The 24,762-nt window shown below is 70.4% G+C and carries 24 protein-coding genes; 15 read left to right on the top strand and 9 right to left on the bottom strand.

Annotation, left to right across the window (positions count from 1 at the left end):
* Nucleotides 1-96: 96 nt before the first annotated feature.
* Genes AB0M02_RS23620 through AB0M02_RS23610 form a run of 3 tightly spaced genes read right to left on the bottom strand, consistent with a single transcriptional unit; the run spans nucleotide 97 to nucleotide 2,592 of the window.
* The gene (locus tag AB0M02_RS23620) at nucleotides 97-768 is read right to left on the bottom strand and encodes a TrkA family potassium uptake protein (protein ID WP_364230001.1); all 672 of its coding nucleotides are present in this window, start codon (nucleotides 766-768) and stop codon (nucleotides 97-99) included.
* Nucleotides 761-2,095, bottom strand: a complete 1,335-nt coding sequence (locus AB0M02_RS23615; protein ID WP_364230000.1) for a potassium transporter TrkG — start codon at nucleotides 2,093-2,095, stop codon at nucleotides 761-763. The genes AB0M02_RS23620 and AB0M02_RS23615 overlap by 8 nt, the downstream gene beginning before the upstream one ends.
* 26 nt (nucleotides 2,096-2,121) lie before the next feature.
* Complete coding sequence (locus AB0M02_RS23610) at nucleotides 2,122-2,592, bottom strand: DUF1772 domain-containing protein (RefSeq protein WP_364229998.1); 471 nt, start codon at nucleotides 2,590-2,592, stop codon at nucleotides 2,122-2,124.
* Nucleotides 2,593-2,845: 253 nt separating this feature from the next.
* Here AB0M02_RS23610 and AB0M02_RS23605 point away from each other — a divergent pair, with 253 nt between their 5' ends.
* Nucleotides 2,846-3,787, top strand: a complete 942-nt coding sequence (locus AB0M02_RS23605) for a right-handed parallel beta-helix repeat-containing protein (RefSeq protein WP_364229996.1) — start codon at nucleotides 2,846-2,848, stop codon at nucleotides 3,785-3,787.
* Between the two features lie 64 nt (nucleotides 3,788-3,851).
* On the opposite strand, the gene AB0M02_RS23600 is transcribed toward AB0M02_RS23605, so the two are convergent.
* The gene (locus tag AB0M02_RS23600; RefSeq protein ID WP_364229994.1) at nucleotides 3,852-5,588 is read right to left on the bottom strand and encodes a hypothetical protein; all 1,737 of its coding nucleotides are present in this window, start codon (nucleotides 5,586-5,588) and stop codon (nucleotides 3,852-3,854) included.
* Between the two features lie 26 nt (nucleotides 5,589-5,614).
* Nucleotides 5,615-8,683, bottom strand: a complete 3,069-nt coding sequence (locus tag AB0M02_RS23595) for a hypothetical protein (RefSeq protein ID WP_364229992.1) — start codon at nucleotides 8,681-8,683, stop codon at nucleotides 5,615-5,617.
* Nucleotides 8,684-8,706: 23 nt separating this feature from the next.
* Between AB0M02_RS23595 and AB0M02_RS23590 the strand changes: the two genes are divergently transcribed.
* The 3 genes from AB0M02_RS23590 (at nucleotide 8,707) to AB0M02_RS23580 (ending at nucleotide 11,552) form a co-directional block, all read left to right on the top strand.
* Nucleotides 8,707-9,831, top strand: coding sequence for a histidine kinase (locus AB0M02_RS23590; RefSeq protein WP_364229990.1), 1,125 nt, complete (start codon nucleotides 8,707-8,709; stop codon nucleotides 9,829-9,831).
* A complete protein-coding gene (locus AB0M02_RS23585; protein WP_364229988.1) occupies nucleotides 9,828-10,487 on the top strand; it encodes a response regulator transcription factor in 660 nt (219 codons plus the stop codon). The genes AB0M02_RS23590 and AB0M02_RS23585 overlap by 4 nt, the downstream gene beginning before the upstream one ends.
* A gap of 63 nt (nucleotides 10,488-10,550) precedes the next feature.
* Nucleotides 10,551-11,552, top strand: a complete 1,002-nt coding sequence (locus AB0M02_RS23580) for an NAD(P)-dependent alcohol dehydrogenase (protein WP_364229987.1) — start codon at nucleotides 10,551-10,553, stop codon at nucleotides 11,550-11,552.
* Here the strand turns inward: AB0M02_RS23580 and AB0M02_RS23575 are convergent.
* The gene (locus AB0M02_RS23575) at nucleotides 11,538-12,326 is read right to left on the bottom strand and encodes a sigma 54 modulation/S30EA ribosomal C-terminal domain-containing protein (protein ID WP_364229985.1); all 789 of its coding nucleotides are present in this window, start codon (nucleotides 12,324-12,326) and stop codon (nucleotides 11,538-11,540) included. The two genes, AB0M02_RS23580 and AB0M02_RS23575, sit on opposite strands and share 15 nt — an antisense overlap.
* A 119-nt stretch (nucleotides 12,327-12,445) precedes the next feature.
* Nucleotides 12,446-13,006, bottom strand: coding sequence for a helix-turn-helix transcriptional regulator (locus AB0M02_RS23570; RefSeq protein WP_364229984.1), 561 nt, complete (start codon nucleotides 13,004-13,006; stop codon nucleotides 12,446-12,448).
* 114 nt (nucleotides 13,007-13,120) lie between these two features.
* Here AB0M02_RS23570 and AB0M02_RS23565 point away from each other — a divergent pair, with 114 nt between their 5' ends.
* The 3 genes from AB0M02_RS23565 (at nucleotide 13,121) to AB0M02_RS23555 (ending at nucleotide 14,972) form a co-directional block, all read left to right on the top strand.
* Entirely contained in the window at nucleotides 13,121-14,104 is a 984-nt protein-coding gene (locus tag AB0M02_RS23565) for a hydrogenase expression protein HypE (protein ID WP_364229982.1), read from the top strand.
* Entirely contained in the window at nucleotides 14,101-14,589 is a 489-nt protein-coding gene (locus tag AB0M02_RS23560) for a hypothetical protein (protein ID WP_364229980.1), read from the top strand. Before AB0M02_RS23565 ends, AB0M02_RS23560 begins: the two co-directional genes overlap by 4 nt.
* A 206-nt stretch (nucleotides 14,590-14,795) precedes the next feature.
* On the top strand, nucleotides 14,796-14,972 hold the full coding sequence (locus tag AB0M02_RS23555) for a hypothetical protein (RefSeq protein WP_364229978.1): 177 nt from the start codon (nucleotides 14,796-14,798) through the stop codon (nucleotides 14,970-14,972).
* Here AB0M02_RS23555 and hypB read toward each other — a convergent pair.
* Both hypB and AB0M02_RS23545 read right to left on the bottom strand, forming a co-directional pair.
* Entirely contained in the window at nucleotides 14,965-15,612 is a 648-nt protein-coding gene (gene hypB / locus AB0M02_RS23550) for a hydrogenase nickel incorporation protein HypB (RefSeq protein WP_364229976.1), read from the bottom strand. The two genes, AB0M02_RS23555 and hypB, sit on opposite strands and share 8 nt — an antisense overlap.
* A complete protein-coding gene (locus tag AB0M02_RS23545) occupies nucleotides 15,612-15,941 on the bottom strand; it encodes a hydrogenase maturation nickel metallochaperone HypA (protein ID WP_364229974.1) in 330 nt (109 codons plus the stop codon). The genes hypB and AB0M02_RS23545 overlap by 1 nt, the downstream gene beginning before the upstream one ends.
* A 132-nt stretch (nucleotides 15,942-16,073) precedes the next feature.
* Between AB0M02_RS23545 and AB0M02_RS23540 the strand changes: the two genes are divergently transcribed.
* From AB0M02_RS23540 to hypF, 8 genes are all read left to right on the top strand, one after another.
* Nucleotides 16,074-17,084 carry a hydrogenase expression protein HypE gene (locus AB0M02_RS23540; protein ID WP_364229972.1) on the top strand — a complete coding sequence of 337 codons (1,011 nt, stop codon included), beginning with the start codon at nucleotides 16,074-16,076 and terminating at the stop codon, nucleotides 17,082-17,084.
* Complete coding sequence (locus tag AB0M02_RS23535) at nucleotides 17,081-18,820, top strand: nickel-dependent hydrogenase large subunit (RefSeq protein WP_364229970.1); 1,740 nt, start codon at nucleotides 17,081-17,083, stop codon at nucleotides 18,818-18,820. Before AB0M02_RS23540 ends, AB0M02_RS23535 begins: the two co-directional genes overlap by 4 nt.
* Nucleotide 18,821: 1 nt before the next feature.
* Entirely contained in the window at nucleotides 18,822-19,265 is a 444-nt protein-coding gene (locus AB0M02_RS23530; protein WP_364229968.1) for a hypothetical protein, read from the top strand.
* Entirely contained in the window at nucleotides 19,262-19,840 is a 579-nt protein-coding gene (locus tag AB0M02_RS23525) for a DUF5947 family protein (protein ID WP_364229966.1), read from the top strand. Before AB0M02_RS23530 ends, AB0M02_RS23525 begins: the two co-directional genes overlap by 4 nt.
* Nucleotides 19,837-20,466, top strand: a complete 630-nt coding sequence (locus tag AB0M02_RS23520) for a DUF6084 family protein (protein WP_364229964.1) — start codon at nucleotides 19,837-19,839, stop codon at nucleotides 20,464-20,466. Before AB0M02_RS23525 ends, AB0M02_RS23520 begins: the two co-directional genes overlap by 4 nt.
* Nucleotides 20,463-21,656 (top strand): hypothetical protein, encoded by a 1,194-nt coding sequence (locus AB0M02_RS23515; protein WP_364229962.1) that lies wholly within the window; start codon nucleotides 20,463-20,465, stop codon nucleotides 21,654-21,656. Before AB0M02_RS23520 ends, AB0M02_RS23515 begins: the two co-directional genes overlap by 4 nt.
* A gap of 100 nt (nucleotides 21,657-21,756) precedes the next feature.
* On the top strand, nucleotides 21,757-22,242 hold the full coding sequence (locus AB0M02_RS23510) for a hydrogenase maturation protease (protein ID WP_364229960.1): 486 nt from the start codon (nucleotides 21,757-21,759) through the stop codon (nucleotides 22,240-22,242).
* A 1-nt stretch (nucleotide 22,243) separates the two neighbouring features.
* A complete protein-coding gene (gene hypF, locus AB0M02_RS23505; RefSeq protein WP_364229958.1) occupies nucleotides 22,244-24,760 on the top strand; it encodes a carbamoyltransferase HypF in 2,517 nt (838 codons plus the stop codon).
* The last annotated feature ends 2 nt before the right edge of the window (nucleotides 24,761-24,762 follow it).

Below are 24,762 nucleotides of genomic sequence, written 5' to 3'. Positions count from 1 at the left end.
TCGACTACTACAACACTGCACGCAGCCACTCAGCCCTCGGAGGACACCCACCGATCACTCGACTGGCCGTGTGAACAACGTCTTCGGTCACAACAGCTAGTTCTCGTTGGCGTAGGCCTCGACCTTGGCGGTGTCGCCGGCGACGATCAGGACGGCGCCCTCGGGGATGGCCGTCTCCGGGCGCGCGTAGACGAAGTCCTCCCCCGGCCGCTTCGTCCCGACGACGGTCACGCCCCACTTCGTGCGGAGGGCCAGCTCGGCCAGCGTGCGCCCGGCCGCGCCCCGCGGAGCCCGCACCTTGGCGATCGCGAACCCGTCGTCGAACTCGATGTAGTCGAGCATCCGCCCGCTGATCAGATGGGCGACCCGCTCACCCATCTCCACCTCGGGATAGATCACGTGGTCGGCGCCCACCGACGCCAGGATCTTGCCGTGTTTGACGCTCGTGGCCTTCGCCCAGATCTCCGGTACGCCGAGCTCGGTCAAGGTCAGCACGGTCAGGACACTGGTCTCCAGGTTGGTGCCGATGCCGACGACGGCGCGCGGGAAGTCGTGGACGCCGAGCTGGCGCAGGGCGTCCTCGTCGGTGGCGTCGGCCTCGACCACCTGGGTGAGGCGGTCGGACCAGTCCTGGACGAGTTTCGGGTCGCTGTCGATGCCCAGTACGTCGTAGCCCAGCTCGATGAGCGCCTCGGCCACCGCGCCGCCGAAGCGGCCGAGGCCGATGACGACCACGTTGCCGTCCTGGGGTGCGTTCTTCTCAGCCAACGAGGGGTCTCTCCTCCGGGTAGCGGTAGAGCCGGCGGCGGGTGTTCAGCGCGATCGCGGTGCCGACCGCGATGGTGCCGACCCGGCCGACGTACATCAGGACGACGAGGACGATCTGGGCGGACGGCGGCAGGTGCGGGGTGATGCCGGTGCTCAGGCCGACGGTGGCGAAGGCCGAGGTGACCTCGAACAGCGCCCGGTCGAACGGGATGCCGTCGGTCAGGGCGTCCAGGGCGACGGTACCGGCCGCGACCAGTGCGACGCCGAGCAACGCCACGGTGATCGCCTGCCGCTGGGTCTCCTCGGCGATCCGGCGCTTGCGGACGACCACGTCCGGCTCACCGCGGACTTCGGCCCAGATGACGTACGCGAGCAGGAAGAATGTCGTGATCTTGATGCCGCCGGCGGTGCTGGCGCTGCCGCCGCCGATGAACATGAGCCCGTTCGTGACGGCGATCGTCTCGCTGTACATGGTGCCGAGGTCGACGCTGTTGAACCCGCCGGAGCGGGTCATCACATCCTGGGTGAACGCGGCGAGCACCTTGGCCGGGGTGCTGAGCGGGCCGAGCGTGCCGGGGTTGCGCCACTCGAAGACCAGGAAGACGAGGAAGCCGAACACCGAGAGCAGTACCGTGCCGCACACGGTCAGCCACGTGTGCGTGGACCAGCAGCCGGGACGGCGCCACTCGCGGAACAGCTCGAACAGCACCGGGAAGCCGATCGAGCCGGCCAGCACTCCGAACGCGAGCGGCAGGCAGATCCACGGGTCGGCGACGAAGCCGACGAGACTGTCCGAGTAGAGCGCGAACCCGGCGTTGTTGAAGGCCTGCACCGCGTGGAAGACCGCTTCCCACACCGCTCGGCCGAGCGCGTAGTCGTACGTTTGCCAGAAACGCACCGTGAGCACGACGGCGATGGCGCTCTCGGCAACCAGCATGACCACCGCCACCCGGATCAGCACACCGCCGATGTTTCCGCTGCTCAGGCCCGCGCTCTCGGCCTGTGCGAGAAGCCGGCCGCGCAGGCGCAGCCGGCGGCTCACGAGCAGGCTCAGCAGGGTGGCCATCGTCATGATGCCGAAGCCGCCGATCTGCGAAAGCACGGTGATCAGCACGTGGCCGAAGGTGGACCAGTACGTCGGGGTGTCGACCACGGCGAGGCCGGTGACGCACACCGCGGAGGCGGCGGTGAACAGCGCGGTGACGAACGGGGCGTGACCGGGCTCGGCACGCGCCGCGGGCAGCATCATGAGGGCGGTGCCGAGCGCCACCGCGCCGAGGAACGCGAGCGGGACGATCCTCGCCGGATGCCGCCATGGAGATCGCACCGCTGAGTAATACCACCCGGGCGGCGTCAGTACTCCAGGAGCGCCCAGCAGCCGGCCAGGAACGCGGCGACACTGGTGACGGTCCGCAGAATGTTGAAGCGGACCCAGCGCGGGAAGAACGCGGCCCGCACGGCGGCGAGGTCCTCGATCTGGTCGGGGTCGCCGGCCCGGTCGAGCTGGTTGTTGAGCGGGATGTTGAACACGCCGGTGATCGCGAGGGTGAGTCCGTAGAGGACGAGCGCGATCAGCAGCGGGACGAACACCTCCGAGCGGCCGGCGTTCTGGAACGTGGCGATGCCGGTGAAGATCAGGGCGCCGGTGAAGATCACCAGGAACAGCGGGTTCTGAATGGCCAGGTTGATGCGTTGCATGACGTCGACGGCGGCCCGGTCGGCGGCGCGCCGCATGCCCGGCATCACCGAGCCGGCATACGCGTAGAACAGCCCCGCCATCAGGCCGAGCAACAGGACAGCGATCAGCAGAATCGTGGTACGCACGCGACCTCCCCTTCGGTGTGTGTCGTGACGCTACCGGTTGATCGCGGACAGTGTTTGCAAAAAACCTGCAAACGGATATCTCTTCCCATTCATGGTGACCTATGTTCTTCTGGGGCTTGGGAGCGCTCCTAAATCCCCCAAGATCGCGTTTCCGGGCGCCGGTCCAGTGCACCCCGGAAATGCTGATCGCCCTCTGCGAAAGAGAGCTCACCAAATGTCACGCCGCATTCCCAGGTTTCTCAAGGGTGCCGCCGTGTCCGCACTCCCGCTGGTCCTCGCGGGCACGGTCCTGACGGTCACCCACAACGCGTCCGCCGCGCCGGTGCAGACCTTCGCGATCACCGACCTGGTCGGCTGGGGTACGCAGAACGGTGGCACCTCAGGCGGCGGCAGTGCCGCCACCACGACCGTGACCAGCGCATCAGCGCTCACGTCGGCGCTCGGATCGACCGCCGCCGCGAACATTCGCGTCTCCGGGACGATCAACTGCAGCGGCATGCTCCGGGTCCGTTCCAACAAGACCATCATCGGGAACTCGGGCGCCGCGATCGTCGGCTGCGGATTCAACATCAACGGTGACCGCAACGTCATCATCCGCAACCTGAACTTCCGGAATTGGAACGACGACGCGATCAACGTGCAGGAGTCGGCGACCAACATCTGGGTCGACCACAACAGTTTCAGCAACGGCTACGACGGCGCCGTGGACATCAAGCGCGGATCCGATTTCATCACCGTCTCGTGGAACCGCGTATTCAGCCACGACAAATCCATGCTGCTCGGCCACAGCGACAGCAACGCCTCGCAGGACACCGGCCATCTGCGCGTGACGTACCACCACAACTGGTTCGACGCGTCGACCCAGCGGCACCCGCGGGTCCGGTTCGGCAACCCGGTGCACGTCTACAACAACTACTACCGCAGCAACAGCGGCTACGGCGTCGCCTCCACCGAGGGCGCCGGAGTGCTGGTCGAGGCCAACTCGTTCGAGGGCGTGTCCGACCCGTTCCACCTCGGCGAGGGCTCATCGGACCCGGGAACCCTGGTCGCCCGCAACAACCTGCTGGTCAACTCCGGCAGCGGCCAGACCGGCGGCAGCGTGCGGGCGATTCCGTACGCGTACACCGCCGACGCCCCGGCCAACGTGAAGTCCATCGTCACCGCGAACGCGGGCGCTGGGCGCATCAGCCTCTGACACACCGAACGCGACGGTGCCCTCCCCTGCCCCGAGGGGAGGGCACCACCCTTGACGGAAACAATCAGGGATACTGCTCGCCGAGCAGTTCGGCCAGCCGCCGGCGTGCTGCGCGGCTGCCACGGGCGGCACGCTCACGCAGCGCGTCGATGAGGGCCTCGCGCTCCTCCCACTCGGCGTGGTCGGCGAGCACCCAGCGAGCCGTCGCGTCGCCACGCTCCACCCGCTCCCGCACCTCGTCGATCCGGCCCATGCTGACCAGCATGGTGGACAGCGTCTCCGCGGCGTAGATCTCGCCGTCGTCCGCGCGGTGCCGCAACAGTTCGATCGCCTCATCGACCCGGCCGTTCTCGACCAGTGTGGAGATGATCTCGTCCTGCCAGCGCGCTCCAGGCTTCCCCTCACGCACAAGAACGAACGCGGCGTGCCAGTCGCCACGGCGGGCACGCGCCCGCAGCTCGGTGAACCGGCCGTACCGGGCCAGTAAACCGATCATGAGCCAGCCCGCGTCCTCGTCGCCTGCCGCGTCGGCTCCCCGGATCGCCTCGATTGCCTCGTCGCCGCGCCCTCGCCGGTCGAGGAACTGCGCCAGCGCGTAGGCGACGCCGGACCGCCGGTACAGCGGCTCGGCCAGGGACAGCCGTCCCAGGGCTTCCGCCACACGGCCCAGCGTCGCGGTGGTGTCCAGGCTCGCCAGGGCCAGGAAAGTCGTGTCGGGCACCGCGCGCCGGTGCCGGGCGCCCACGGCATGCTGGAAGAGGTAGTCGGCGATCTGGTAGCCGGCCACCTCGCCCATCGACTCACCGGCGACCGGCGACAAGGCGGCGGCCGCGCCGAGCAGCGGCGCGGTGGCATAGGCGACGGCGCGGTCGATCCACCCCGGTGGCGCGGTGGCCCGTTCGGCATTCGTCAGATACGCCGGGACGGCGGCGACCAGGGCACTCAGCGGCACCGTGCCGCTGATGCCGATCAGGCGGGCGTCCACCGCCACGGTGATCAGCGCTTTACCGTACGGGTCGGAGGCCTGCTCCCAGCGCCGGACCAGCTCCGGCCCGGCCGCGAGCACCTGCGTGAACCCGGCGTCGGACGACCGCAGAGCCACCCGGATACGCGGATCGGCGGACGCCAGGTCTGAGGCCCGGCGCTTCTCCGCGGCGGAGAAAGCGCCGTCGATGCCGATCTTCGTCGCGAAGTCGAGCAGCTTGCGGTCGCGGCCGGGCCCCGTCTGCGACACCGGCCAGGCCATCCGGGCGTCCACCTCGACCGGCCAGATCGTGCCGGCCAGCACGGTACCGCCGCGGATCAGCTCGACGGCGTCGGCGGCGATCGTCTCGGCATCCCGGCCGGCCGGTGACTGCGGCGCGTCGAGCGGCGTCAGGTACGTCTGCAACTCGTCCAGCCAGACAACCGTACGCGGCGGGGGCTCCTCGGCCAGCGACCGCACCTCCGCCGGGCCGGCCGGGTGCACCAGGCCCCAGTCCGGCAGGGTGTCCAGCACCGCCTCGTACAGGGCGCGGGTCTTGCCCACCGAGGAACCGCCGACGAGCAGGACGAAGCCGCCGCGCCCGGCGGCCTCGGCCAGCCCGCGGCGCAGCCGCTCGTCGACGTCGCGGGCGACGTACGCCGGCAGGTCGCCCTCGGCACCGTCGACCTGGATCGCGGCGTGCACGCCGAGCAGCCGCGGGGACACCTGCCGGACCGGTGTGACCGCCGGACGGCGGCCCGGAGCTCCGGGTGCCGCTCCGAAGTAGTTGTTCTGGACGTTGTGCGAGCCCAGCTGAGCGCCCGACACCTGGTCCATCGATCCATCCTGCCGGAAAACCCGGGTCAGTGGGTAAGGCGGGTCAGGGCGGTGTAGACCCGGCCGGCCAGCTCGGGGCGGTTCGACAGGCTGTCGATGGCGTCTCTCATCAGGGCGATCAGCAACTCTTCGTCGAGCGCATCGGCGCCCTCGGCGGGCACGGTCAGCAGGCAGTCCACGAACGACTCGGGCGCGGTCTCCACGAGCGCGTCGCGGTCGGGCAGGAGTCTGCGTAGAAGGGCGAGCACCGCGGGACGGCCGAGGCGGTGCGTGTCGGATGTCAAAGTGTTGAGGACCATGGCCCCGACATCGCGAGATCGAGAGACTCGGACGGCCGTGACCGCCCGCTGATAGGCAGCGACCAGCTCGCCGGGATCGGCCCGGCGTGCCGAGGCCAGCCAGAGCGCGACCAGGCTGTGCAGCACCGACTCGACGTCCTTCGGCCCGTGCGATACAAAACTGACGGCCAGTTCCGGTGACCGGTCCAGCATCGGGTCGAGGGCGTGACGCAACGCGTCGTCGGAGAACGCGCCGCTCAGGTGCATCGACTTGAGGGCCGCGCTGATCGGGAAGTACTGGCTGCTCTCCACCGGTGAGGTGTCGCCGAAGCTGAGCGACCACAGCGAGTCCACAGAGCCGGCGGCCGCACCGGGCGAGTGCTCGAGGCGCAGGTCGCGGCGCCCGTCCGCGGTCCAGGTGCGGGTGACGGCGATCGGTTCCAGGGCTTCGAGGTACATGCCGCCAGGGACGGCCGCCCGCCACTGCAGAGACATGTCGCGTAGCCAGGCCGCGGGAGCCTTGGCGTGGCGGTAGAGGTCGGACGCGTGCAGTGGGCCGCCGCACGCGAGGGTGAGCAGCATCAGGTTGAAGGAGTACGTCGCCATCCAATGGTCGATGCGTTTGTCGACCGGCTGATAGGCGCGTTGCGCGTATGCGGGGCGGGTGACGGCCACCCGCAGGCGATCGACCAACCACTCGCGGATCTCATTCACGCCCGGGAACTTGATGAGGTCAGCCACGAAGGGAAGGACGGTATTGCGGGCGCAGAGCGGGGTGTAGCCGAGCAGTGACTGCAGAAGGCCGTCGTCGTCTGCCGATCCCAGGTGGAGTGTGCGCGCCTGAGCACGGGCCGAGGCGTCGGTCACGGCGTGCACGACGAGGCGGGCAACCAGGTACTCACCGAAGGTGGCGTGCAGGAACTCGTACGTCTCCTTGGTCCGGTCGTCCTGCAGAGCCTGTGCCCGCTGGATGAAGAAGAAGCGGCCGACCATCTCCTGGCCGGCGGTGATCGCGGTACGGAAGCCGCCGTGCTGAGCGGAGGACGGTTGCAGCCCGAGTCCGGTCAGGTCCGCGTCGAGTTCCTCGGTAGTCACCCAGAGGCGCAGGCGGTGGGACATGGCGAACGCCACCACGGACAGGCGCAGCAACTCCTGCTCGACGAGCGCGGGCATCCGCGCGTCGGGCTGGTCGCCGTGGACACGACGGACCTCGCGAGCGGCGAACTCGTGCAGCAGGTTCTCATAGAGCTGCCCGGTGCCGAAGGACTCGCCGGCGTCCTGCAGGGCGTTGCCGGCCGCGTCGTACAGGGCGAGCATGAGCAGGAGCAGCGGCTGCTGGGCGAGGTCGGGGAACCGCCCGAGCACCTCGGGAGTCAGGGGCCGAGTTCCGCGTGCCCAGTGCGCCACGTTGGCACCGTTCCAGATCTCCAGCCACCGCCTCTGATGCGGGCCGTCGAAGGGCTCAAGACGGACGGTCAGGCTGCCGGTGGGCACACGGGCCCGGTCAGCGACCGCGGTTCGGCTGGTCACGATGACGGCGACCGGGCGACCCAACGTCGCCTCCCGCTCCTGAAAGCGGACCACCCGTTGCAGGTAGTCGGACTGGTGGATGCCGGTCACCTGCAGTAACTCGTCGAAGCCGTCGAGCAGGATCACCGGCATCGCACCATCGGCGTCCCGTGCGAGATCCGGCCAGGCGACGGTCTCGCCGATCGCGGCGCGCACGGCCTGTTCGACCTGGTCCTGGATCTCCGCCTCGGCTGGTACCTCGCGCAGCACGACCCGAACGACGAGAAAGTCGGCGGCCGGCAGCCGGGCGGCCAGGACCCGGGTCAACGACGACTTGCCGGCACCGGGCTGGCCGAGCAACAGCATCGGGGTGTCGGCCGCCTGCGGCGTGGTCAGGTAGGCCCCGAGGAAGTCGGCCAGATCGTCGCGCACCTCGGTGTCCCACCAGTCCTCTTCGGCGGGGCGGGCGCCGGGGGTCGCTACCTTGACCCGGTACAGCGGGTCAAGGTAGCCAGTGCCGAGGGCTGGCATGGTCAGCTCGCCGGCGTCTCCGCCGAGGATTGGCTTGCCCAGTTCGGCCCTATAGGTAAGTGTCAGGGCCTGTCGGTGCCGTTGTGGATCGCGGTGCGAGGTGGCTTTGAGCAGGGTGGCTTCGAGAGCTTCGAGCCCGCGGGTGGCCGCGCGGTCGGACAGGTACCGCATCCAGAGCGCGAATTCGGGCAACTCCTCGGTGAGCCGCCGGACGTTCTCCTCATATCGGGCGACGGCGATATTCGGTACATGTGCAGCCAGATAGTGGCCCGCATCCGCCATGCCCAGATGGTTGGCGGTCAGTGTCGCCGAAAGGTCGAACCAGGTGTGCAGGGATGCCAGCAATGAGTCGAAGGATCTGTCCGGTCGGGGCGACGGGATCGCCGACCTCTGCAACCAGTCCGGCCACGAACCCGGCGCCTCAGCAGCGGCGACAAGCTGGACCTGCTGGTCGCGACTCAGATTCGAAGATCCGAGGCCCGCAGCGTCGAGGCAGGTGTCCACAGCCTCGAAGAAGGCGGCCACGACGAGCACACCGTGAGCGGCCTGAAGGCGCTGATTGCGGTTGTAGCGCCCGTTTCCGCGTACGAAACCAGAGACGACGGCCCCGAGCCGGACCGCCTCCGTCTTGGCGTCGAAAAAGCTCAGGGCAGCGTCGCTGCCCCCCAGCGTCGCCGCCGAGAGCGCGCCGCCCGCAACGTTGTCCGCGAACTTCAGCAGCGGGCCGGGACCACCCAGCAGTTTGACGGCGTCGACGTAGGTCAGCCCCTTTGCCACCGGGTCAATATATTCTCAGGGGTATGCGCGAGGTGCTCAGGTCCATCTGGGACGAGCCGCGTCCCACTCCCCCGCCGCCGGCCCGGGTCTGGCGTGACTGGGCCCTGATCACCGTGGTCGCCGCGGCCACCCTGGCCGAGGCCTGGATCAACCGGGTCAACCCGCTGTTCGCGCTGGCCATCCTGCCCGCCCTGTTCTGGCGGCGCGCCCATCCGCTGCTCATGGTCGCCGTCGGTTTCGGCGTTTGCGGGATCCTGCCGTTCCTTTTCGGTCACAGCGCCGAGATGAGCGTCGGGATCTTCCTGGTCTTCCTGCCCTATGCGCTGTTCCGCTGGGGTGCCGGGCGCGAGATCGTCGCCGGTTCGGTGATCCTGGCCGGCCGGCTGGCGGTCGGGTTCGCCGCCGGGCACCTCGACGTGGGCGACGTGATCGCCGGGCTGATCGTGCTGTTCGGCTCCGGCGCCCTGGGCCTCGCGATGCGCTACCGGGCGCGGGCCCGCCTGCGCGACCGGGAACAGGCCGCGCTGCTGGAGCGGGAGCGGGTCCGCGAGCTGGAGCAGGTGCAGCTGCGGGAGCGCGAGCGCCTGGCCCGCGACCTGCACGACACGGTGGCCCATCACGTGTCGGCGATGGCGATCCGCGCACAGGCCGGGCTGGCCACCGCGGGCAGCGACCCGGACTCGGCCGTGCACGCGCTGCGGCTGATCGAGAGCGAGGCGTCGCAGGCCCTGGCCGAGATGCGGGCGCTCGTGCGGATCCTGCGGGAGGACACCCCGGGGCTGGCCGAGGTCCGGGCGATGGCCGGGCCCTCGCAGGCCGGTCCGCCGGTGGACGTGCGGGTCACCGGCGATCTGGAGGACCTGCCGCCGCAGGTGGCCACGACGCTGTACCGGCTGACCCAGGAGTCGGTGACCAACGCGCGCCGGCACGCGCGCAGGGCCACCCGGATCCTGGTGTCGGTGTCGGCTGACGAGACCGCGGTGCGGCTCAGGGTGAGCGACGACGGCGAGCCGGGTGCGCCTTCGGAGGGGTACGGGCTGACCGGCATGATCGAACGGGCCGGGCTGCTCGGCGGGACGGTGTCGGCCGGTCCCGGGCCGGAGCGCGGCTGGACCGTGGACGCGGTGCTGCCGCGGGCCGCCGCGTGACGATCCGCGTCGTGGTCGCCGACGACCAGGAGATCGTCCGGACCGGTTTGAGCATCATGCTGAACACGCAGCCCGGCATCGAGGTGGTCGGCGAGGCGCCGGACGGCCGGGCGGCGGTGGATCTCGCCCGGCGGCTGCGGCCGGACGTGTGCCTGTTCGACATCCGGATGCCGGGGCTCGACGGCATCGAGGCGACCAGGCAGCTGGCCGGGCCGTCGGTCGCGGACCCCCTCGCGGTCGTCGTGATCACGACGTTCGACCTGGACGAGTACGTCTACGCGGCGCTGCGTGCCGGCGCGCGCGGCTTCCTGCTCAAGGACGCCGGTACTGCGCTGCTGGCACAGGCCGTCCGGGCCGCCGCCGACGGGGACGCGCTGATCGCGCCGAGCATCACCACGCGGCTGCTGAAGGCGTTCGCGGACACCGCACCGGCCGCCGCGCCGCCGCCGCAGCCGATCGACCCGCTGACCGAGCGCGAGGAGGAGGTGCTCGCCCTGGTGGCGAGGGGGCGTACCAACGCGGAGATCGCGGCGGAGCTGTTCATCACGCTCAGCACGGTCAAGACGCACATCACCAGCCTGATGGCCAAGCTGGGCGCGCGGAACCGGGTGGAGATCGCGATCTGGGCCTACGAGACGAAACGGACCGGACTTTAGTAGGGGCGGCGGTCCGTACCGCGGGCTGATGAAAGCGCACGCGGCGACCGGGACCATCGAGGCATGAGAGCGTTCGTGCAGGACGGTTACGGATCGGCGGAGGTTCTGCGGCCGGTCCAGGTGGATGCGCCGGCTCCGGCCGACGACCAGATTCTGGTACGGGTGAAAGCCATCTCGCTGAACGCGCGCGACTGGCACGCCCTGCGCGGTGACCCGTACCTGGCCCGGTCCATGTTCGGCTGGCGGCGGCCGACGTTCCCGGTTCGCGGCAGCGACTTCGCCGGTGTCGTCGACACGGTCGGCAGCGCGGTCACCGAGTACCAACCCGGCGACGAGGTCTTCGGTGACCTGCGGGACTCCGACGGCGGGTTCGCCGAGTACGTGAGCGTGCCGCAGTCCGCGGTGCAGCCCCGTCCGGCGAACCTCACCTTCGAGCAGGCCGCCACCCTCCCGCTGGCCGGCGGCACCGCGGTCAAGGGGCTGCGGGACGTGGCACCGGTGCGCCCCGGTCAGCGGGTGCTCGTCAACGGGGCGTCCGGCGGCGTGGGCACGTTCGCGGTGCAGCTGGCCAAGGCGTACGGGGCCGAGGTCACCGGCGTGTGCAGTGCCCGCAACGCCGACCTGGTCGCCTCGCTCGGCGCCGACCACGTGATCGACTACCGGAAGGCCGACTTCACCACGGCCGGCCGCAGGTACGACATCGTCCTCGATCTGGTGGCGAACCGGCCGTTGCGGGCGCTTCGGCGCGTCGTTGAACCGGACGGGACGCTCGTGCTCTCCGGAGGCGGTACGGCGCGTCCCGGTCGGCCGTACCTGGTGGGGCCGATGGGGCTGGTGATCGCCGGGCAGACACTGGGACGGATCGGCAGGCAGCGGGTGCTGCTGCTGCAGACCGGCCGGGACCCGGCGATGCTGGCCTCGCTGCGGAAGCTGGCCGAGGAGAAGACGATCGTCCCGGTGATCGACCGGGCGTTCGGGTTCGACGAGATCCCGGAGGCGATGCGCTACCTCATGGTCGAGCACGCCCGCGCGAAGGTCGTGGTGAGCGTTTCACCAGGTGGGTGAGAGGAGCGCGAGATCGCCGTCGTACCGCCGGTAGAGCACCCGGCCGCGCCCGATGGCCGGATCGGTGAAGAACACGAACGACCGGGTCGGGTTGGCGTTGAGCGTCTCCACGGCCTGGGCGACCGGCAGCACCGGCGCCGGCCAGCTGCGCACGGTCAGCGGCACCGACGTCCCGGTGGGCTCGGGCCCGGCCATCGTACGCAGCAGGCGGTACCCGGTGGGGCCACCGCGGTAGAGCACGCTCTCCGCACCGGTGGTGTCGTCGGAGAACAGGTGGAACGGGTAGTCGCGCAGCTCCATCGTGAAGGCCGCCGCGTCGACGTCCTGCACGGCGAGCCGGCACGACTTGGAGCGGACCAGCTTGCGCGGCCGCTCGCGCACGGGCAGCAGGCCGGTCGGTGGTGAGGGCAGCAGCACCGGGCGCCAGCCTGCCGGGCTCAGGCCGAGGATGTCGCCGGAACGTTCGGCGGCCAGGCGGCGGCCCAGCCGATGGAGTCGCCAGCGCAGGCCCGCCGCGGCTCCGTCGATCGCCTCGTCGGCCCCGGACGCGGCCAGCTGCGAACGCACCATCCGGTCCGCGACCACCACGTTCACCTGTGCCACCACCAGCATCGGCAGGTCACGGCCGCCATAGCGGGTCAGGCGGACGCGGGCCTGCTCGACCGGGTGGCCGAGCGCGGATATCTCGGGACCGACCGCATCCCGTACATGTTCTGCCTCGTCCTGAGTAACGGCACCGCGGACTGCTACAGCAACGCTGCTGCGATTCGGCATTCGGGCGTTCCTTGTCGGGCGGGGTGCGTCACGCCGGCCTGGCGGACGCGAGCCCAACGACTCTGTCACCGAAACGCTACCCTGCGCAATGCGTACGTCTTGATCGGCATGCGAAAACTTCAGCCGAAGGGCGGTTCCCCGAAGACCTCGCGAATCCGGTACAGGTCACGCAGCCGGGGCTCGGTCGCGCCGGACACCCAGCGGCCGATCGTCTTGGTCGACACGTTGAGCCGGCGGGCCGCCGCCTCCATGCTCAGGCCCTCCCGGCGCAGGCCGGCCGCCAGCCACGCGGCGAACGACTGGGCCGGTTCCGCGATCGGAGCGGGCCGTGCCGAGGCGGGTACCCGCGGCGCGATCCGGCCGCCCGCCGACACCGGCGGGGCACCGGGAGCGGGTGTGCCGTCGGTGGCGCCGAGCACGTCCACCTCCGCGCCCTCCGGGAAGATCCGCAGCGAGACGTGCAGGGTGGGACTGGCACCGGCGGTGTCCAGCAGCACCTCGGCGACGCGATCGCAGAGCGCGCGGATGTCGTCCTCGGTGACCCGGGAGTCGCTGAGGTTCCTGCGCAGGAAGGCACGGATGTCCGGCAGCGCGGAGGGCCGGGCCGGAAAGGTCTGCGCGACCACGACCAGCGGCAGGATCTCGATCTCGTCAAGTTCGGGGCCGGCGGCGGCCGTCATGGCGTCCTCCCCAAGCGATATGGGGAGTCTGCCGATAATGCGGTCGTTGCGATACCTCCGATCGGGTGAACACGCCCTTTCCCCGTAACGCCCCTGATGCCTAGGGTCGAAAGGATGGACGAGCGAGTGCTGCACATCCTCTGGATGAACGGCGGCCTGAGCTGTGACGGCGAGTCGGTGGCGCTGACCGCGGCCACCCAGCCGAGCATCGAGGACCTGGTGCTCGGCGCGCTGCCCGGCCTGCCGCCGATCGAGCTGCACTGGCCGTACCTGGGTTTTGAGAACGGGCCGGACGGCAGCCCGGACAGCTTCCTCGAGTGGTTCCACCGGGCCGCGCGCGGCGATCTCGAACCGTTCCTGCTGATCGTCGAGGGCTCGGTGCCGGACGAGGGGAACAAGGCCGAGGGCTACTGGAGCGGGTTCGGCAACGACCCGCGGACCGGGCAGCCGATCACCGCCTCCGAGTGGATCGACCGGCTCGCGCCGCGGGCGACCGGGGTGGTGGCGGTGGGCACCTGCGCGGCGTACGGCGGTGTGCACGCGATGGCCGGCAACCCGACCGGCGCGGCGGGCGTCCCCGACCACCTGGGCTGGGAGTGGAAGTCCAAGGACGGACTGCCGATCGTCTGTGTCCCGGGCTGCCCGACGCACCCGGACAACCTGGCCGAGACGATCCTCTACCTGCTGCACCAGATCTCCGGGCAGGCCCCGATGATCCCTCTCGACGAGTCGCTGCGGCCGCGCTGGCTGTTCGAGGCGACCGTGCACTCCGGATGCGACCGGGCGTCCTACTACGACTCCGGCGAGTTCGCGACCGACTTCGGCGCCTCGTCGTGCCTGGTCAAGATGGGTTGCTGGGGTCAGGTGGTGCGCTGCAACGTGGCCAAACGCGGCTGGGTCAACGGCGTCGGCGGCTGCCCGAACGTGGGCGGCATCTGCATCGGCTGCACCATGCCGGGCTTCCCGGACAAGTTCATGCCGTTCATGGAGGACCCGGTCGCCGGGACGCCACCCGTCACCACCAGCGACTTCGCGCCGGTGGTCCGCACCCTGCGCGGCTTCACCCTGCGGGTCGCCGGGCGGGCTCCGGTGACATGAGCGCCGAGAACGCCGGCCGGCGCGTCGAGGAACTCCTGGCCGAGGCGCGGGCCGGCGGTGACCCGCGGACGGCGGTGCTGGCCGAGGAGCTGACCGGCTGCCTGGTGCGGCTCTACGGCGAGGGCCTGGCCCGGATCGTGGCCGCGCTGGGCCCGGAGCGGGTCGCTGAACTCTGCGCGGATCCGCTCGTGGAGAGCCTGCTCCTCGTGCACGATCTCCATCCGCTGGACGGGGAGACCCGCCTCCGGCGTGCGGTCGAGCGCGCGGGCGCGTACGCGAGAATCCGCCGGCTGGAGATCGACGGCGCGGGAGTGGCCCACCTGGATCTGGAGATTCCGCCGGGCTGCGGCGGAACCCGCGAGGCGCTGCGCGCCGAGATCGAGACCGCCGTGCACGCCGCCGCGCCAGAGTTGTCCGGCGTGGAGATCACGATGGCCGTGGCGCCGCCGTTGTTGCAGGTGTCGATGCGTCCCGGCCTCGATTGAGGCCTCTTGACCAGCGTTAAGGCGTCATGGGTCATCACACGTCGGTCCGTGATCGCTGGGGACACATGTGTCCGAACGCCCTGGGAAACGGGGGTAGACAGTTGACCACTGGTGGGCGGACAAGGTTGGGTCTGGTGGCCGGCGGGGCCCGATGACACCTTGAGAGCGGCACGGACGACCGTGCCGGCGACTTGAGGAGTGACGACGTGATCTGGCACCGCATCGCGGCACACCGGCGTTACGCGGCGAACAACAGCAGCCGCTGGGTGGACTGGCGGCTCCCGGAGGACCGCAACCGGCGCACATCGACCGGGCAGGTCGTCTTCCGCGAACCGGAGGAGACGTGGTGGCGACTGCAGACCGGCGAGAGCGAGCTCAATTGAGCCAGTCGTACCAGTCGGCGAGATTGTCACCGCGAGTGGCGGAGATCGGCAGGAGATCGGCGCGCGGGTTGACCGCCGCGAGGTGACGCCGGCACTCCAGCGGGTCGAAGTCCACGTAGGGCAGAAGATCCACCTTGTTCAGCAGGACCAGATCGGCGATCGCGAAGACGTGTGGGTACTTGAGGGGCTTGTCGGCGCCCTCGGTCACCGACAGGATCACGACGCGGTACTTCTCTCCCAGGTCGAACAGGGACGGGCAGATGAGATTACCGACGTTCTCCACGAAGAGCAGGCTTCCCGGCGCGGGCTTCAGATCATCCAGCGCGCCGGCCAGCATCCCGGCCTCCAGATGACAGCCGGCACCGGTGTTGATCTGCACGACCGGGCAGCCGGTCCGCCGGATCCGCTCGGCGTCCAGTGGGGTCTCCTGATCACCCTCGACGACGGCGACCGGCCTGCCGATCTCCCGGATGGTCCGTTCCAGCAGTGTCGTCTTGCCGGATCCCGGTGAGCTCATCAGATTGATCGTCAATATGTCGTTGTCAACAAAGTGCGTCCTGTTGATGTCAGCGGTCTCATCATTGATCGCAAGGATCTTCTGCTCAATCTTGATGACGTGGCATCCACATGTACCGCACATCAATCCACCTCCATCGAGACGAGCTGCAGCTCACGGCCGCTGGTCACGGCCACATCGGCACTACCGCACGGGCAGAGCAGGATCAGATCCGGCAACGGGAAGTCGTCACCGCACGATCGGCAGTGGCCCGTACCGGGCAGGTGCTCGATCACGAGGCCGGCCCCCTCGGCCACGGTGCCCTCCACCGCCAGGCCGAAGCAGAACCGCATCGCCTCCGGCACGACCGCCGTCAGCGCGCCGACCCGGACGGTGACACGGCGCACCGGCCGGCCGGCGGCCCGTTCGCAGACCGCGCCGGCGATGCTCGTGGCGAGAGCGAGTTCGTGCATCGGGCCTCGCTTACACCGTCGGGTGGAGCTGTGCCAGATGGTTTGACATCCTCGCACGCTCCGACGCTAGCCTGTTACCTGCGTCACACGCACGGGGCAGGTCGAGTGTGGACACCGACAGGCGGCGAAATCATGGACGATCCACTGATTCACGTGCTCTGGATGAACGCGGGACTCAGCTGCGACGGCGACTCGGTCGCTCTCACGGCGGCCACGCAGCCCAGCATCGAGGAGATCGCACTGGGCGCCCTGCCCGGCCTTCCGCGGATCGCCGTGCACTGGCCGCTGATCGACTTCGAGTGCGGCCCGACCGGCGGCGCGGACGACTTCCTGGAGTGGTTCCGGCAGGCCGACCGTGGCGAGCTGGAGCCGTTCGTGCTGGTCGTCGAGGGATCGATCCCGGACGAGAGCCTGCACGAGGAGGGCTACTGGAGCGGGTTCGGTAACGATCCGGAGACCGGTCAGCCGCGTACCACGAGCGACTGGCTGGACCGGCTCGCGCCGAAGGCGACCGCGGTCGTGGCGGTGGGCACGTGCGCGACGTACGGCGGGATCCACGGCATGGCGGGCAACCCGACCGGTGCCCGGGGCGTCCCCGACCACCTGGGCTGGGGGTGGAAGTCGAAGGCCGGTGTGCCGATCGTCTGCGTGCCGGGCTGCCCGATCCAGCCGGACAACCTGTCGGAGACGCTGACCTATCTGCTGTACCAGGTGACCGGCCAGGCGCCGATGATTCCCCTGGATGAGGCACTTCGCCCGGCGTGGCTCTTCTCGCAGACCGTGCACGAGGGCTGCGACCGGGCCGGCTACTACGAGCAGGCGGACTTCGCCGACGAGTACGGCTCGGAGAAGTGCATCGTCAAGCTCGGCTGCTGGGGCCCGGTGGTCAAGTGCAACGTGCCGAAACGGGGCTGGATCAACGGGGTCGGTGGCTGTCCCAACGTGGGCGGCATCTGCATCGGCTGCACGATGCCCGGCTTCCCGGACAAGTTCCAGCCGTTCATGGACGAGCCGCCGGGCGGCCACTTCTCCACGGCCGCCATCGGCCTCTACGGCAAGACCATCAAGCGGTTGCGAAGCATCACCACGCACACTCTCGACCGCGAACCGCGCTGGCGACGGCGGGTTGGGACTCATAAATGAGTGAATTAGTGGAAATGTCGTGGGATCCGATCACGCGGATCGTCGGCAGCCTCGGCATCTACACGAAAATCGACTTCGAGAAGCGGATTGTCGCCGAGTGCAAGAGCACGAGCTCGATCTTCCGCGGTTACTCGATCTTCATGAAGGGCAAGGACCCGCGCGACGCGCACTTCATCACGAGCCGGATCTGCGGTATCTGCGGCGACAACCACGCGACATGCTCCTGCTACGCGCAGAACATGGCGTACGGAGTGAAGCCCCCGCACCTCGGCGAGTGGATAGTCAACCTCGGTGAGGCCGCCGAGTACATGTTCGACCACAACATCTTCCAGGAGAACCTGGTCGGGGTGGACTACTGCGAGAAGATGGTCGCCGAGACCAACCCCGGTGTCCTGGAGCAGGCCAACCGCACCGAGTCACCGCGCGGCGCCCAGCACGGTTACCGCACGATCGGCGACATCATGCGCTCGCTGAACCCGTTCACCGGTGAGTTCTACCGCGAGGCGCTGCAGGTCAGCCGCATGACGCGGGAGATGTTCTGCCTCATGGAGGGCCGTCACGTGCACCCCTCCACGCTGTATCCCGGCGGCGTCGGCACGGTGGCCACCATCCAGCTGATGACCGACTACCTGACCCGGCTGATGCGCTACGTCGAGTTCATGAAGAAGGTCGTGCCGATGCACGACGACCTGTTCGACTTCTTCTACGAGGCGCTGCCCGGTTACGAGCAGGTCGGCAACCGGCGCGTGCTGCTCGGCTGCTGGGGCTCGTTCCAGGACCCGGAGCACTGCAACTTCAAGTACGCCGACATGACCGACTGGGGCCGGCGGATGTTCGTCACGCCGGGCATCGTCGTCGACGGCAAACTGATCACCACCGACCTCGTCGAGATCAACCTGGGTATCCGGATCCTGCTCGGGTCGTCGTACTACGACGACTGGACCGAGCAGGAGATGTTCGTGACGCAGGATCCGCTGGGCAACCCGGTGGACCGGCGGCACCCCTGGAACCAGCACACCAACCCGCACCCGCAGAAACGCGACCTGGACGGAAATTACAGCTGGGTGATGTCGCCGCGCTGGTTCGACGGCAAGGACTACCTGGCCCTGGACACCGGCGGCGGGCCGCTCGCGCGGCTCTGGGTGACGGCGCTCGCCGGCATGGTCGACATCGGGTACGTGCGGGCGACCGGGTCGAGCGTCAGGATCAACCTGCCGAAGACCGCGCTGAAGGGGCCGGTCGAGCTGGAGTGGAAGATCCCGCGGTGGAGCAACACCATCGAGCGCAACCGGGCCCGGACGTACTTCCAGGCGTACGCCGCCGCGTGCGCCCTGCACTTCGCGGAGAAGGCGCTCACGGAGATCCGGGCCGGGCGCACCAAGACGTGGGAGCCGTTCGAGGTGCCCGACGAGGGGATCGGCTGCGGGTTCACCGAGGCGGTCCGGGGCGTCCTGTCGCACCACATGGTCATCCGGGACGGGAAGATCGCGAACTACCACCCGTACCCGCCGACGCCGTGGAACGCCAACCCGCGGGACAGTTTCGGGACGCCGGGGCCGTACGAGGACGCCGTCGAGGGGCAGCCGATCTTCGAGGAGAACAGCCGGGACGACTTCAAGGGCATCGACATCATGCGTACGGTCCGCAGCTTCGACCCGTGCCTGCCCTGCGGCGTGCACATGTACCTGGGCAACGGCAAGAAGCTGGACCTGCTGCACTCCCCCACCGGGTCGTGACGTGCCCGGCGAGGACTGGCGGGCGGCCGGGGAACGGATCGAGGCGCTGCTCGACGCCGGCGGCCCCGCGGACGAGCTCGCCCGCGTCATCACGTCCCTCTACGGCACCGGCCTGCACCGGCTCCTCGACCTGCTGCACGATCACGGCGCCCTGACCGATCCGGTGCTGACCGCGATGGCCGCCGACGACCTGATCGCCGGGCTGCTGCTGGTGCACGGGCTGCACCCGGACCCGGTGGAGACCCGGATCGAGCTGGCCCTGGCAGCGACCGATGTGCACCTTCTGTCCATCAGCGACGACGGTGTCGCCCGGCTCAGAACGGCCGGGTGCGGCTCGCACGACGCGATCAGGGAGGCGGTCGCCGCCGCCGCCCCGGAGCTGAGGGACGTGGAGTTCGTCCAGTTGATTCCGATCTCCTCCCTGTTCGACAGGCCGAGAGCATGACCTGGCCGCTAGCCGCACTACGGCGCGCGGCTCAGACGAAAAGGACAGAACCGCGCTGCGAGATGTGTGCCGTCCCGATAGCCCAGGGGCACCGGCACGTGGTGGACCTGAACCGCCGCGCCATGATGTGCGTCTGCCAGCCGTGCCATCTCCTCTTCACCGGCGAGCACACGCACCTGCGCTACCGGGCGATCCCGAACCGGATCAAGACCTTGAACACCGATCAGCTGGCCTGGGACGAGTTGCAGATCCCGGTCGGCCTGGCGTTCCTGTTCCGCAACTCCACCCAGGACCGGATGGTCGCGTGCTATCCCGGCCCGGCCGGTGCCACCGAGTCGGAACTCCCCCTCGCCGCCTGGGACCGCCTGGCCGAACGCCATCCCGTGCTGCGCACCCTGCTCCCCGACGTCGAGGCCTTGCTGGTCCGGCGCCCCGGGAGCCTGCACCTCGTACCGATCGACCTCTGCTACGAGCTGACCGGCGCCCTGCGCACCCGCTGGCACGGCTTCGACGGCGGTCCCGAGGCGCACGCCGCGATCGACGCCTTCTACGCAAGGCTGGAGAACGGACAGTGAGCGAATACCGGTTCACCGTGCTCGACGTGATCGCCGAACCCTACGCGGTCGCACCCCAGCTCACCGCGAAACTGCGCCTGGACACCGGCGTCGGGCAGCGGGTGCACGCGGCCGTGCTGCGCTGCCAGATCCGCATCGAACCGCAGCTGCGCCGTTACGAGCCCGCCGAGCAGGAGGGTCTGCGCGGCCAGTTCGGCGAGCCGGAACGCTGGGCCGAGACCGTCCGCCCGTTCCAGTGGATGCAGTGCTCGGCGACCGTGCCGGGCTTCACCGGTGGCACCGACGTCGACCTGCCGATGCCGTGCACCTACGACCTCGACGTGGTCGGTTCCCGTTACCTGCACGCGCTCGCCGACGGCGCCGTTCCGCTGAGCTTCCTCTTCTCCGGAACGGTCTTCACCCGCGGCACGTCCGGGTTCGCCGTCGAGCAGATCCCGTGGAGCTGCGAGGCCCGGCACCGGATGCCCGTCACGGTCTGGCGCGAGATGATGGACACCTACTACCCGAACAGCGGGTGGGTGCGCGCCGGCTCGGACGTGCTCACACGGCTCGCCGGCTATCGCGACGAGCACGGTCTGACCAGCTGGGACGAGACGTTCCAGAAACTGCTGGGACCGGCGTCGTGAGCCTCGCCGCGGCCCGGGCGGTCGCCGACGCGGTCCTCTACGAGGGCTATCTGCTCTATCCGTACCGGGCGAGCGCCGCGAAGAACCGGACCCGCTGGCAGTTCGGCGTGCTCGGTCCGCCGTCGGCCGCCGGGACGGCCTTCGGCGAGGCGCCGGACATGTCCATGCAGTGCCTTCTCGCGCCGGGCGCGGGAGTGCCGACGGTCACGGTCCGTCTCCGGTTCCTCCAGGTTCAGGCCAGAGAGGTACGCGCTACGCGCCCCGACGGCACCGAGGAGCGGGTCACGGAGCTCGTGGTCGGCGAGACCTCGGTGCTGACCTGGGACGAGGCGGTCGAGCGGGAGGTCGTGCTGCCGGACGTGCCGCTCGACGGCGAGGTCCGGTTCGCCGTCTCGGTACCGGGTGGGCAGGACGAGGAGCCGGTCGGGGACGCCGGGCGGATCGTGCGCCGCCGCTGGCCGCTGAGCGCCGACGTCCGCGTCACGGTCAGCCCGGACGGCGAGCACCGGCGGCTGACCGTGGCGGTCACCAACACCCACCCCGGCCCCGCCGAGGACCGCTCGCAGGCCCTGCGCCACTCGCTGCTCAGCGCCCACCTGCTCCTGGAGGCGCGTAACGCGGCCTTCCTCTCGGTGATCGACCCGCCGCCGGAGGCCGTCGGCGCCGCCGCCCGCTGCAGCCAGAACCGCTGCTGGCCGGTGCTGGCCGGCGGTCACGACCTGCTGCTCGGCGCCCCGATCATCCTCTACGACCACCCGCGGATCGCCGAGCAGAGCCGGGGCGACCTGTTCGACTCCACCGAGATCGACGAGATCCTCACCCTGCGGGTCATGACGATGACCGACCAGGAGAAGGCCGAGGCCCGCGCCACCGACGCGCGCGCCGCCGCCATCATCGACCGCTGCGACGCGGCGACCCCCGCCGACCTGCAGCGCCTGCACGGCACCTGCCACGTCGACAAAGGCTCACTGGTTCGGATCCGGCCGAACCGGCGGGCCGATGCGCAGGATCTGTTCTTCGCCGGGCGGATCGCGCGGGTCGCGGCGGTCGTCGAGGACGTCGACGGCGGCACCCACGTGGCGGTGACGCTGCTCGACGACCCCGCCGCCGACCTGCACGACTGGTACGGCCGCTACCTCTACTTCGCCCCCGACGAGCTGGTGCCCGTGGCGCCCGAGGAGGAACCGTGAAGGTCATCCGCATACTTCTCACCGCGGTGGCCGTGTTCGCCGCCGTCGTGGTCTACCGCTCGCTGCCGGACATCCGCCGCTATCTGCGGATGCGCTCGATGTGAGCGGCGTCCTGGTCGCCGGGGTCGGCAACCTGTTCCTCGGCGACGACGGCTTCGGCCCGGCGGTGGCCCGCCTCCTGGCCGGCGGCCCCGCGCTGCCGCCGGGCGTACGCGTGACCGACTACGGCATCCGCGGCCTGCACCTGGCGCACGACCTGCTGGCCGGATTCGACACGCTGATCCTCCTCGACGCCCTGCCCGCCGACGGTGAGCCGTCCGGCCGCGTGGTGGTCCTGCGGGTCGACTCGCCGGACGAGCCGCACGGCACCTTCGACGCGCACGGGATGAACCCGGTGGCGGTGCTCGCCGCGGTCGAACGGCTCGGCGGCACCGTGCCGCCCACCTTCGTCGTGGGGTGCCGGGTCACCGACACCGGCGAGCGGATCGGCTTGAGCCCGGCGGTGGCGGCCGCGGTCCCGGAGGCCGCCGAGACGGTGCGTGTGCTGCTCGGCCGCCTCACCTCGGTCCGGCCGGGGAGGTCCTGACATGTGCCTGGGCATTCCGGGGCGGGTGCGGGAGATCCTTCCGGGCGACGCCGGTCAGCTGGCGCTGGTGGACGTGGCCGGCGCCGTGCGGCGGGTCAACCTCGGCATGCTGGAGACACCGCCCGAACCGGGTGACTGGGTGCTGATCCACCTCGGCTTCGCTATGGAGATCATCGACGCCGCGCAGGCGGCCCGGGCCATGTCCGGGCTCGAGCTGATGGGCAGCGGGCCGCGGCGGATCCGCCGCCGGTACACCGTCGCCGGCCTCGTGCAGGGCGTCGGGTTCCGGCCGTTCGCGTACGTCACCGCGGCCGAACTCGGCCTGGCCGGATCGGTCGGCAACACGGCCGAGGGTGTGGTCGCCGAGGTCGAGGGCCCGCCGGAAGCCGTCGAGGAGTACGGGCACCGGCTGCGTGACGGCGCACCGCCGCTGGCCGTGGTGAACGACGTGACCGCGACCGAGCTGCCGGCCACCGGCGGGACCGGGTTCAGCATCGTCGCGTCCGGTGGCGGCCAGACCCGGACGCTGGCCTCGCCGGACGTCGCGACCTGCGACGACTGCCTGCGGGAACTGCGGGACCCGGCGGACCGGCGGTACCGCCACCCGTTCATCACGTGCACGAACTGCGGGCCACGGTTCACGATCATCGACGCGTTGCCGTACGACCGGGCCGCCACCTCGATGGCCGGCTTCCCGATGTGCGCCCGGTGCCGCACCGAGTACGAGGACCCGGCCGACCGCCGCTTCCACGCCCAGCCGATAGCCTGCCCGGACTGCGGGCCCCGCCTCGAACTCGTCCTGCCGGACGGCACCGTCTCCGACGGCGAGGACGCGCTGCGACAGGCCCGCCACCTGCTCGCCACCGGCCGGATCGTGGCGGTCAAGGGCCTCGGCGGCTACCACCTGGCCTGCGACGCCCGCGACGAGACCGCGGTCGGCACGCTGCGCGAACGCAAGCGCCGCGGCGGCAAACCGTTCGCCGTGATGGCCGCGGACCTGGACACGGCCCGCGCCCTCGCCGAGATCAGCGACGACGAGGAGCGGCTGCTCACCGGCGCCCGCCGCCCGGTCGTCCTGCTCACCCGGAAGCCGTCCACGATCGCGGGCGCCGTCGCACCCGACCACACCGACCTCGGGCTGATGCTGCCCTACACCCCGCTGCACGTGCTGCTGTTCGGCCTGCCCGGCGACCCGCCCGGTCCCGGCGCTCTCGTGATGACGTCCGGCAACCTGGCCGGCGAGCCGATCGCCGCCGATGACGACGACGCGCTGCGCCGGCTCGCCCCGCTCGCCGACGCCTGGCTGCGCCACGACCGCGCCGTCCGGGTGCCCTGCGACGACTCGGTCAGCCGGCACGTCGCCGGAGCCGAACTGCCGCTGCGGCGCTCCCGCGGCTACGCGCCCCTGCCCGTCACCGTCCCGTTCGACCTGGTCCCGGCACTGGCCGTGGGCGCCGACCTGAAGAACACCTGTGCCGTCGGCGCCGGCCGGTACGCCTGGTCCAGCCAGCACATCGGCGACCTCGGCGACCTGGCCGGCCTCGACGCGCTCACCACCGCCGGCCGGCACCTGGAGCGCCTCACCGGCGTACGCCCGGAACTCGTGATCGCCGACCTGCACCCCGGCTACCACTCCACCGCCTGGGCCCGCGCGCACGCCGGCGACCGCCCGGTACGCCTCGTCCAGCACCACCACGCGCACATCGCCGCCGTCCTGGCCGAGCACCGGATCCCGGTGGACGAGCAGGTGATCGGGTTCGCGTTCGACGGCACCGGGTACGGCACCGACGGCGCGGTGTGGGGTGGCGAGGTGCTGATCGCCGGGTACAAGTCGTTCCGGCGGGTCGCCCACCTCGGCTACGTGCCGCTGCCCGGTGGGGACGCGAGCGTGCGGCGCCCGTACCGGATGGCGCTGTCACACCTGCGCGCCGCCGGTGTGCCCTGGTGGCCGGGACTGCCACCGGTCGCCGCGTGCCCGCACGCCGAACGCGATCTCCTCGACCGGCAGTTCACCACCGGGTTCGGGTGCGTGCCGACCTCGAGCATGGGCCGGCTGTTCGACGCGGTCGCCTCGCTGATCGGCGTACGCCAGATCGCCGGCTACGAGGCCGAGGCCGCCATGATCCTGGAGGGGATGGCCGCGCGGCACGGTCCGGAGCCGCATCCCGCGTACGTCTTCGAAGTGTGCGTGCCCCACGACGGCCCGGTGCATGCCGACGCCGGCCCGGTGATCCGCGCCGCCGCAGCCGACCTGCGTGCCGGAGCCGCACCGGCGGCGATCGCCGCCCGCTTCCACGCCGCGGTGACCGCGCTGATCGTCACCCTGGCGGAACGCTTCCGGGAACAGACCGGGCTCGATGCCGTAGCGCTCGGCGGCGGGGTCTTCCAGAACGCGCTGCTGCTCGCGGAGTCCGAATCGGAACTCGCGAGCCGCGGATTCCGGGTGCTGCGCCCACATCTGCTGCCGCCGAACGACGGTGGCATCGCGCTCGGCCAGCTCGTCGCCGGAGCTTTTTGAGA

Origin of the sequence: Actinoplanes sp. NPDC051861 (assembly GCF_040681145.1) — a bacterium.
In the GTDB taxonomy this organism is placed as follows: Bacteria; Actinomycetota; Actinomycetes; order Mycobacteriales; family Micromonosporaceae; genus Actinoplanes.
The sequence above is the reverse complement of the archived record's forward strand: the minus strand, read 5'-3'. Positions and strand labels throughout refer to the sequence as shown.

Bases quoted from the DNA above. Each gene is read 5' to 3' on its own strand.
- AB0M02_RS23575 (WP_364229985.1), bottom strand. From the start codon at position 12,326: ATGCCGAATCGCAGCAGCGTTGCTGTAGCAGTCCGCGGTGCCGTTACT.
- AB0M02_RS23545 (WP_364229974.1), bottom strand. From the start codon at position 15,941: ATGCACGAACTCGCTCTCGCCACGAGCATCGCCGGCGCGGTCTGCGAA.
- AB0M02_RS23560 (WP_364229980.1), top strand. From the start codon at position 14,101: ATGAGCGCCGAGAACGCCGGCCGGCGCGTCGAGGAACTCCTGGCCGAG.
- hypB (WP_364229976.1), bottom strand. From the start codon at position 15,612: ATGTGCGGTACATGTGGATGCCACGTCATCAAGATTGAGCAGAAGATC.
- AB0M02_RS23525 (WP_364229966.1), top strand. From the start codon at position 19,262: ATGACCTGGCCGCTAGCCGCACTACGGCGCGCGGCTCAGACGAAAAGG.
- AB0M02_RS23600 (WP_364229994.1), bottom strand. From the start codon at position 5,588: ATGGACCAGGTGTCGGGCGCTCAGCTGGGCTCGCACAACGTCCAGAAC.
- AB0M02_RS23540 (WP_364229972.1), top strand. From the start codon at position 16,074: ATGGACGATCCACTGATTCACGTGCTCTGGATGAACGCGGGACTCAGC.
- AB0M02_RS23535 (WP_364229970.1), top strand. From the start codon at position 17,081: ATGAGTGAATTAGTGGAAATGTCGTGGGATCCGATCACGCGGATCGTC.
- AB0M02_RS23565 (WP_364229982.1), top strand. From the start codon at position 13,121: ATGGACGAGCGAGTGCTGCACATCCTCTGGATGAACGGCGGCCTGAGC.
- AB0M02_RS23570 (WP_364229984.1), bottom strand. From the start codon at position 13,006: ATGACGGCCGCCGCCGGCCCCGAACTTGACGAGATCGAGATCCTGCCG.
- AB0M02_RS23590 (WP_364229990.1), top strand. From the start codon at position 8,707: ATGCGCGAGGTGCTCAGGTCCATCTGGGACGAGCCGCGTCCCACTCCC.
- AB0M02_RS23580 (WP_364229987.1), top strand. From the start codon at position 10,551: ATGAGAGCGTTCGTGCAGGACGGTTACGGATCGGCGGAGGTTCTGCGG.
- hypF (WP_364229958.1), top strand. From the start codon at position 22,244: ATGTGCCTGGGCATTCCGGGGCGGGTGCGGGAGATCCTTCCGGGCGAC.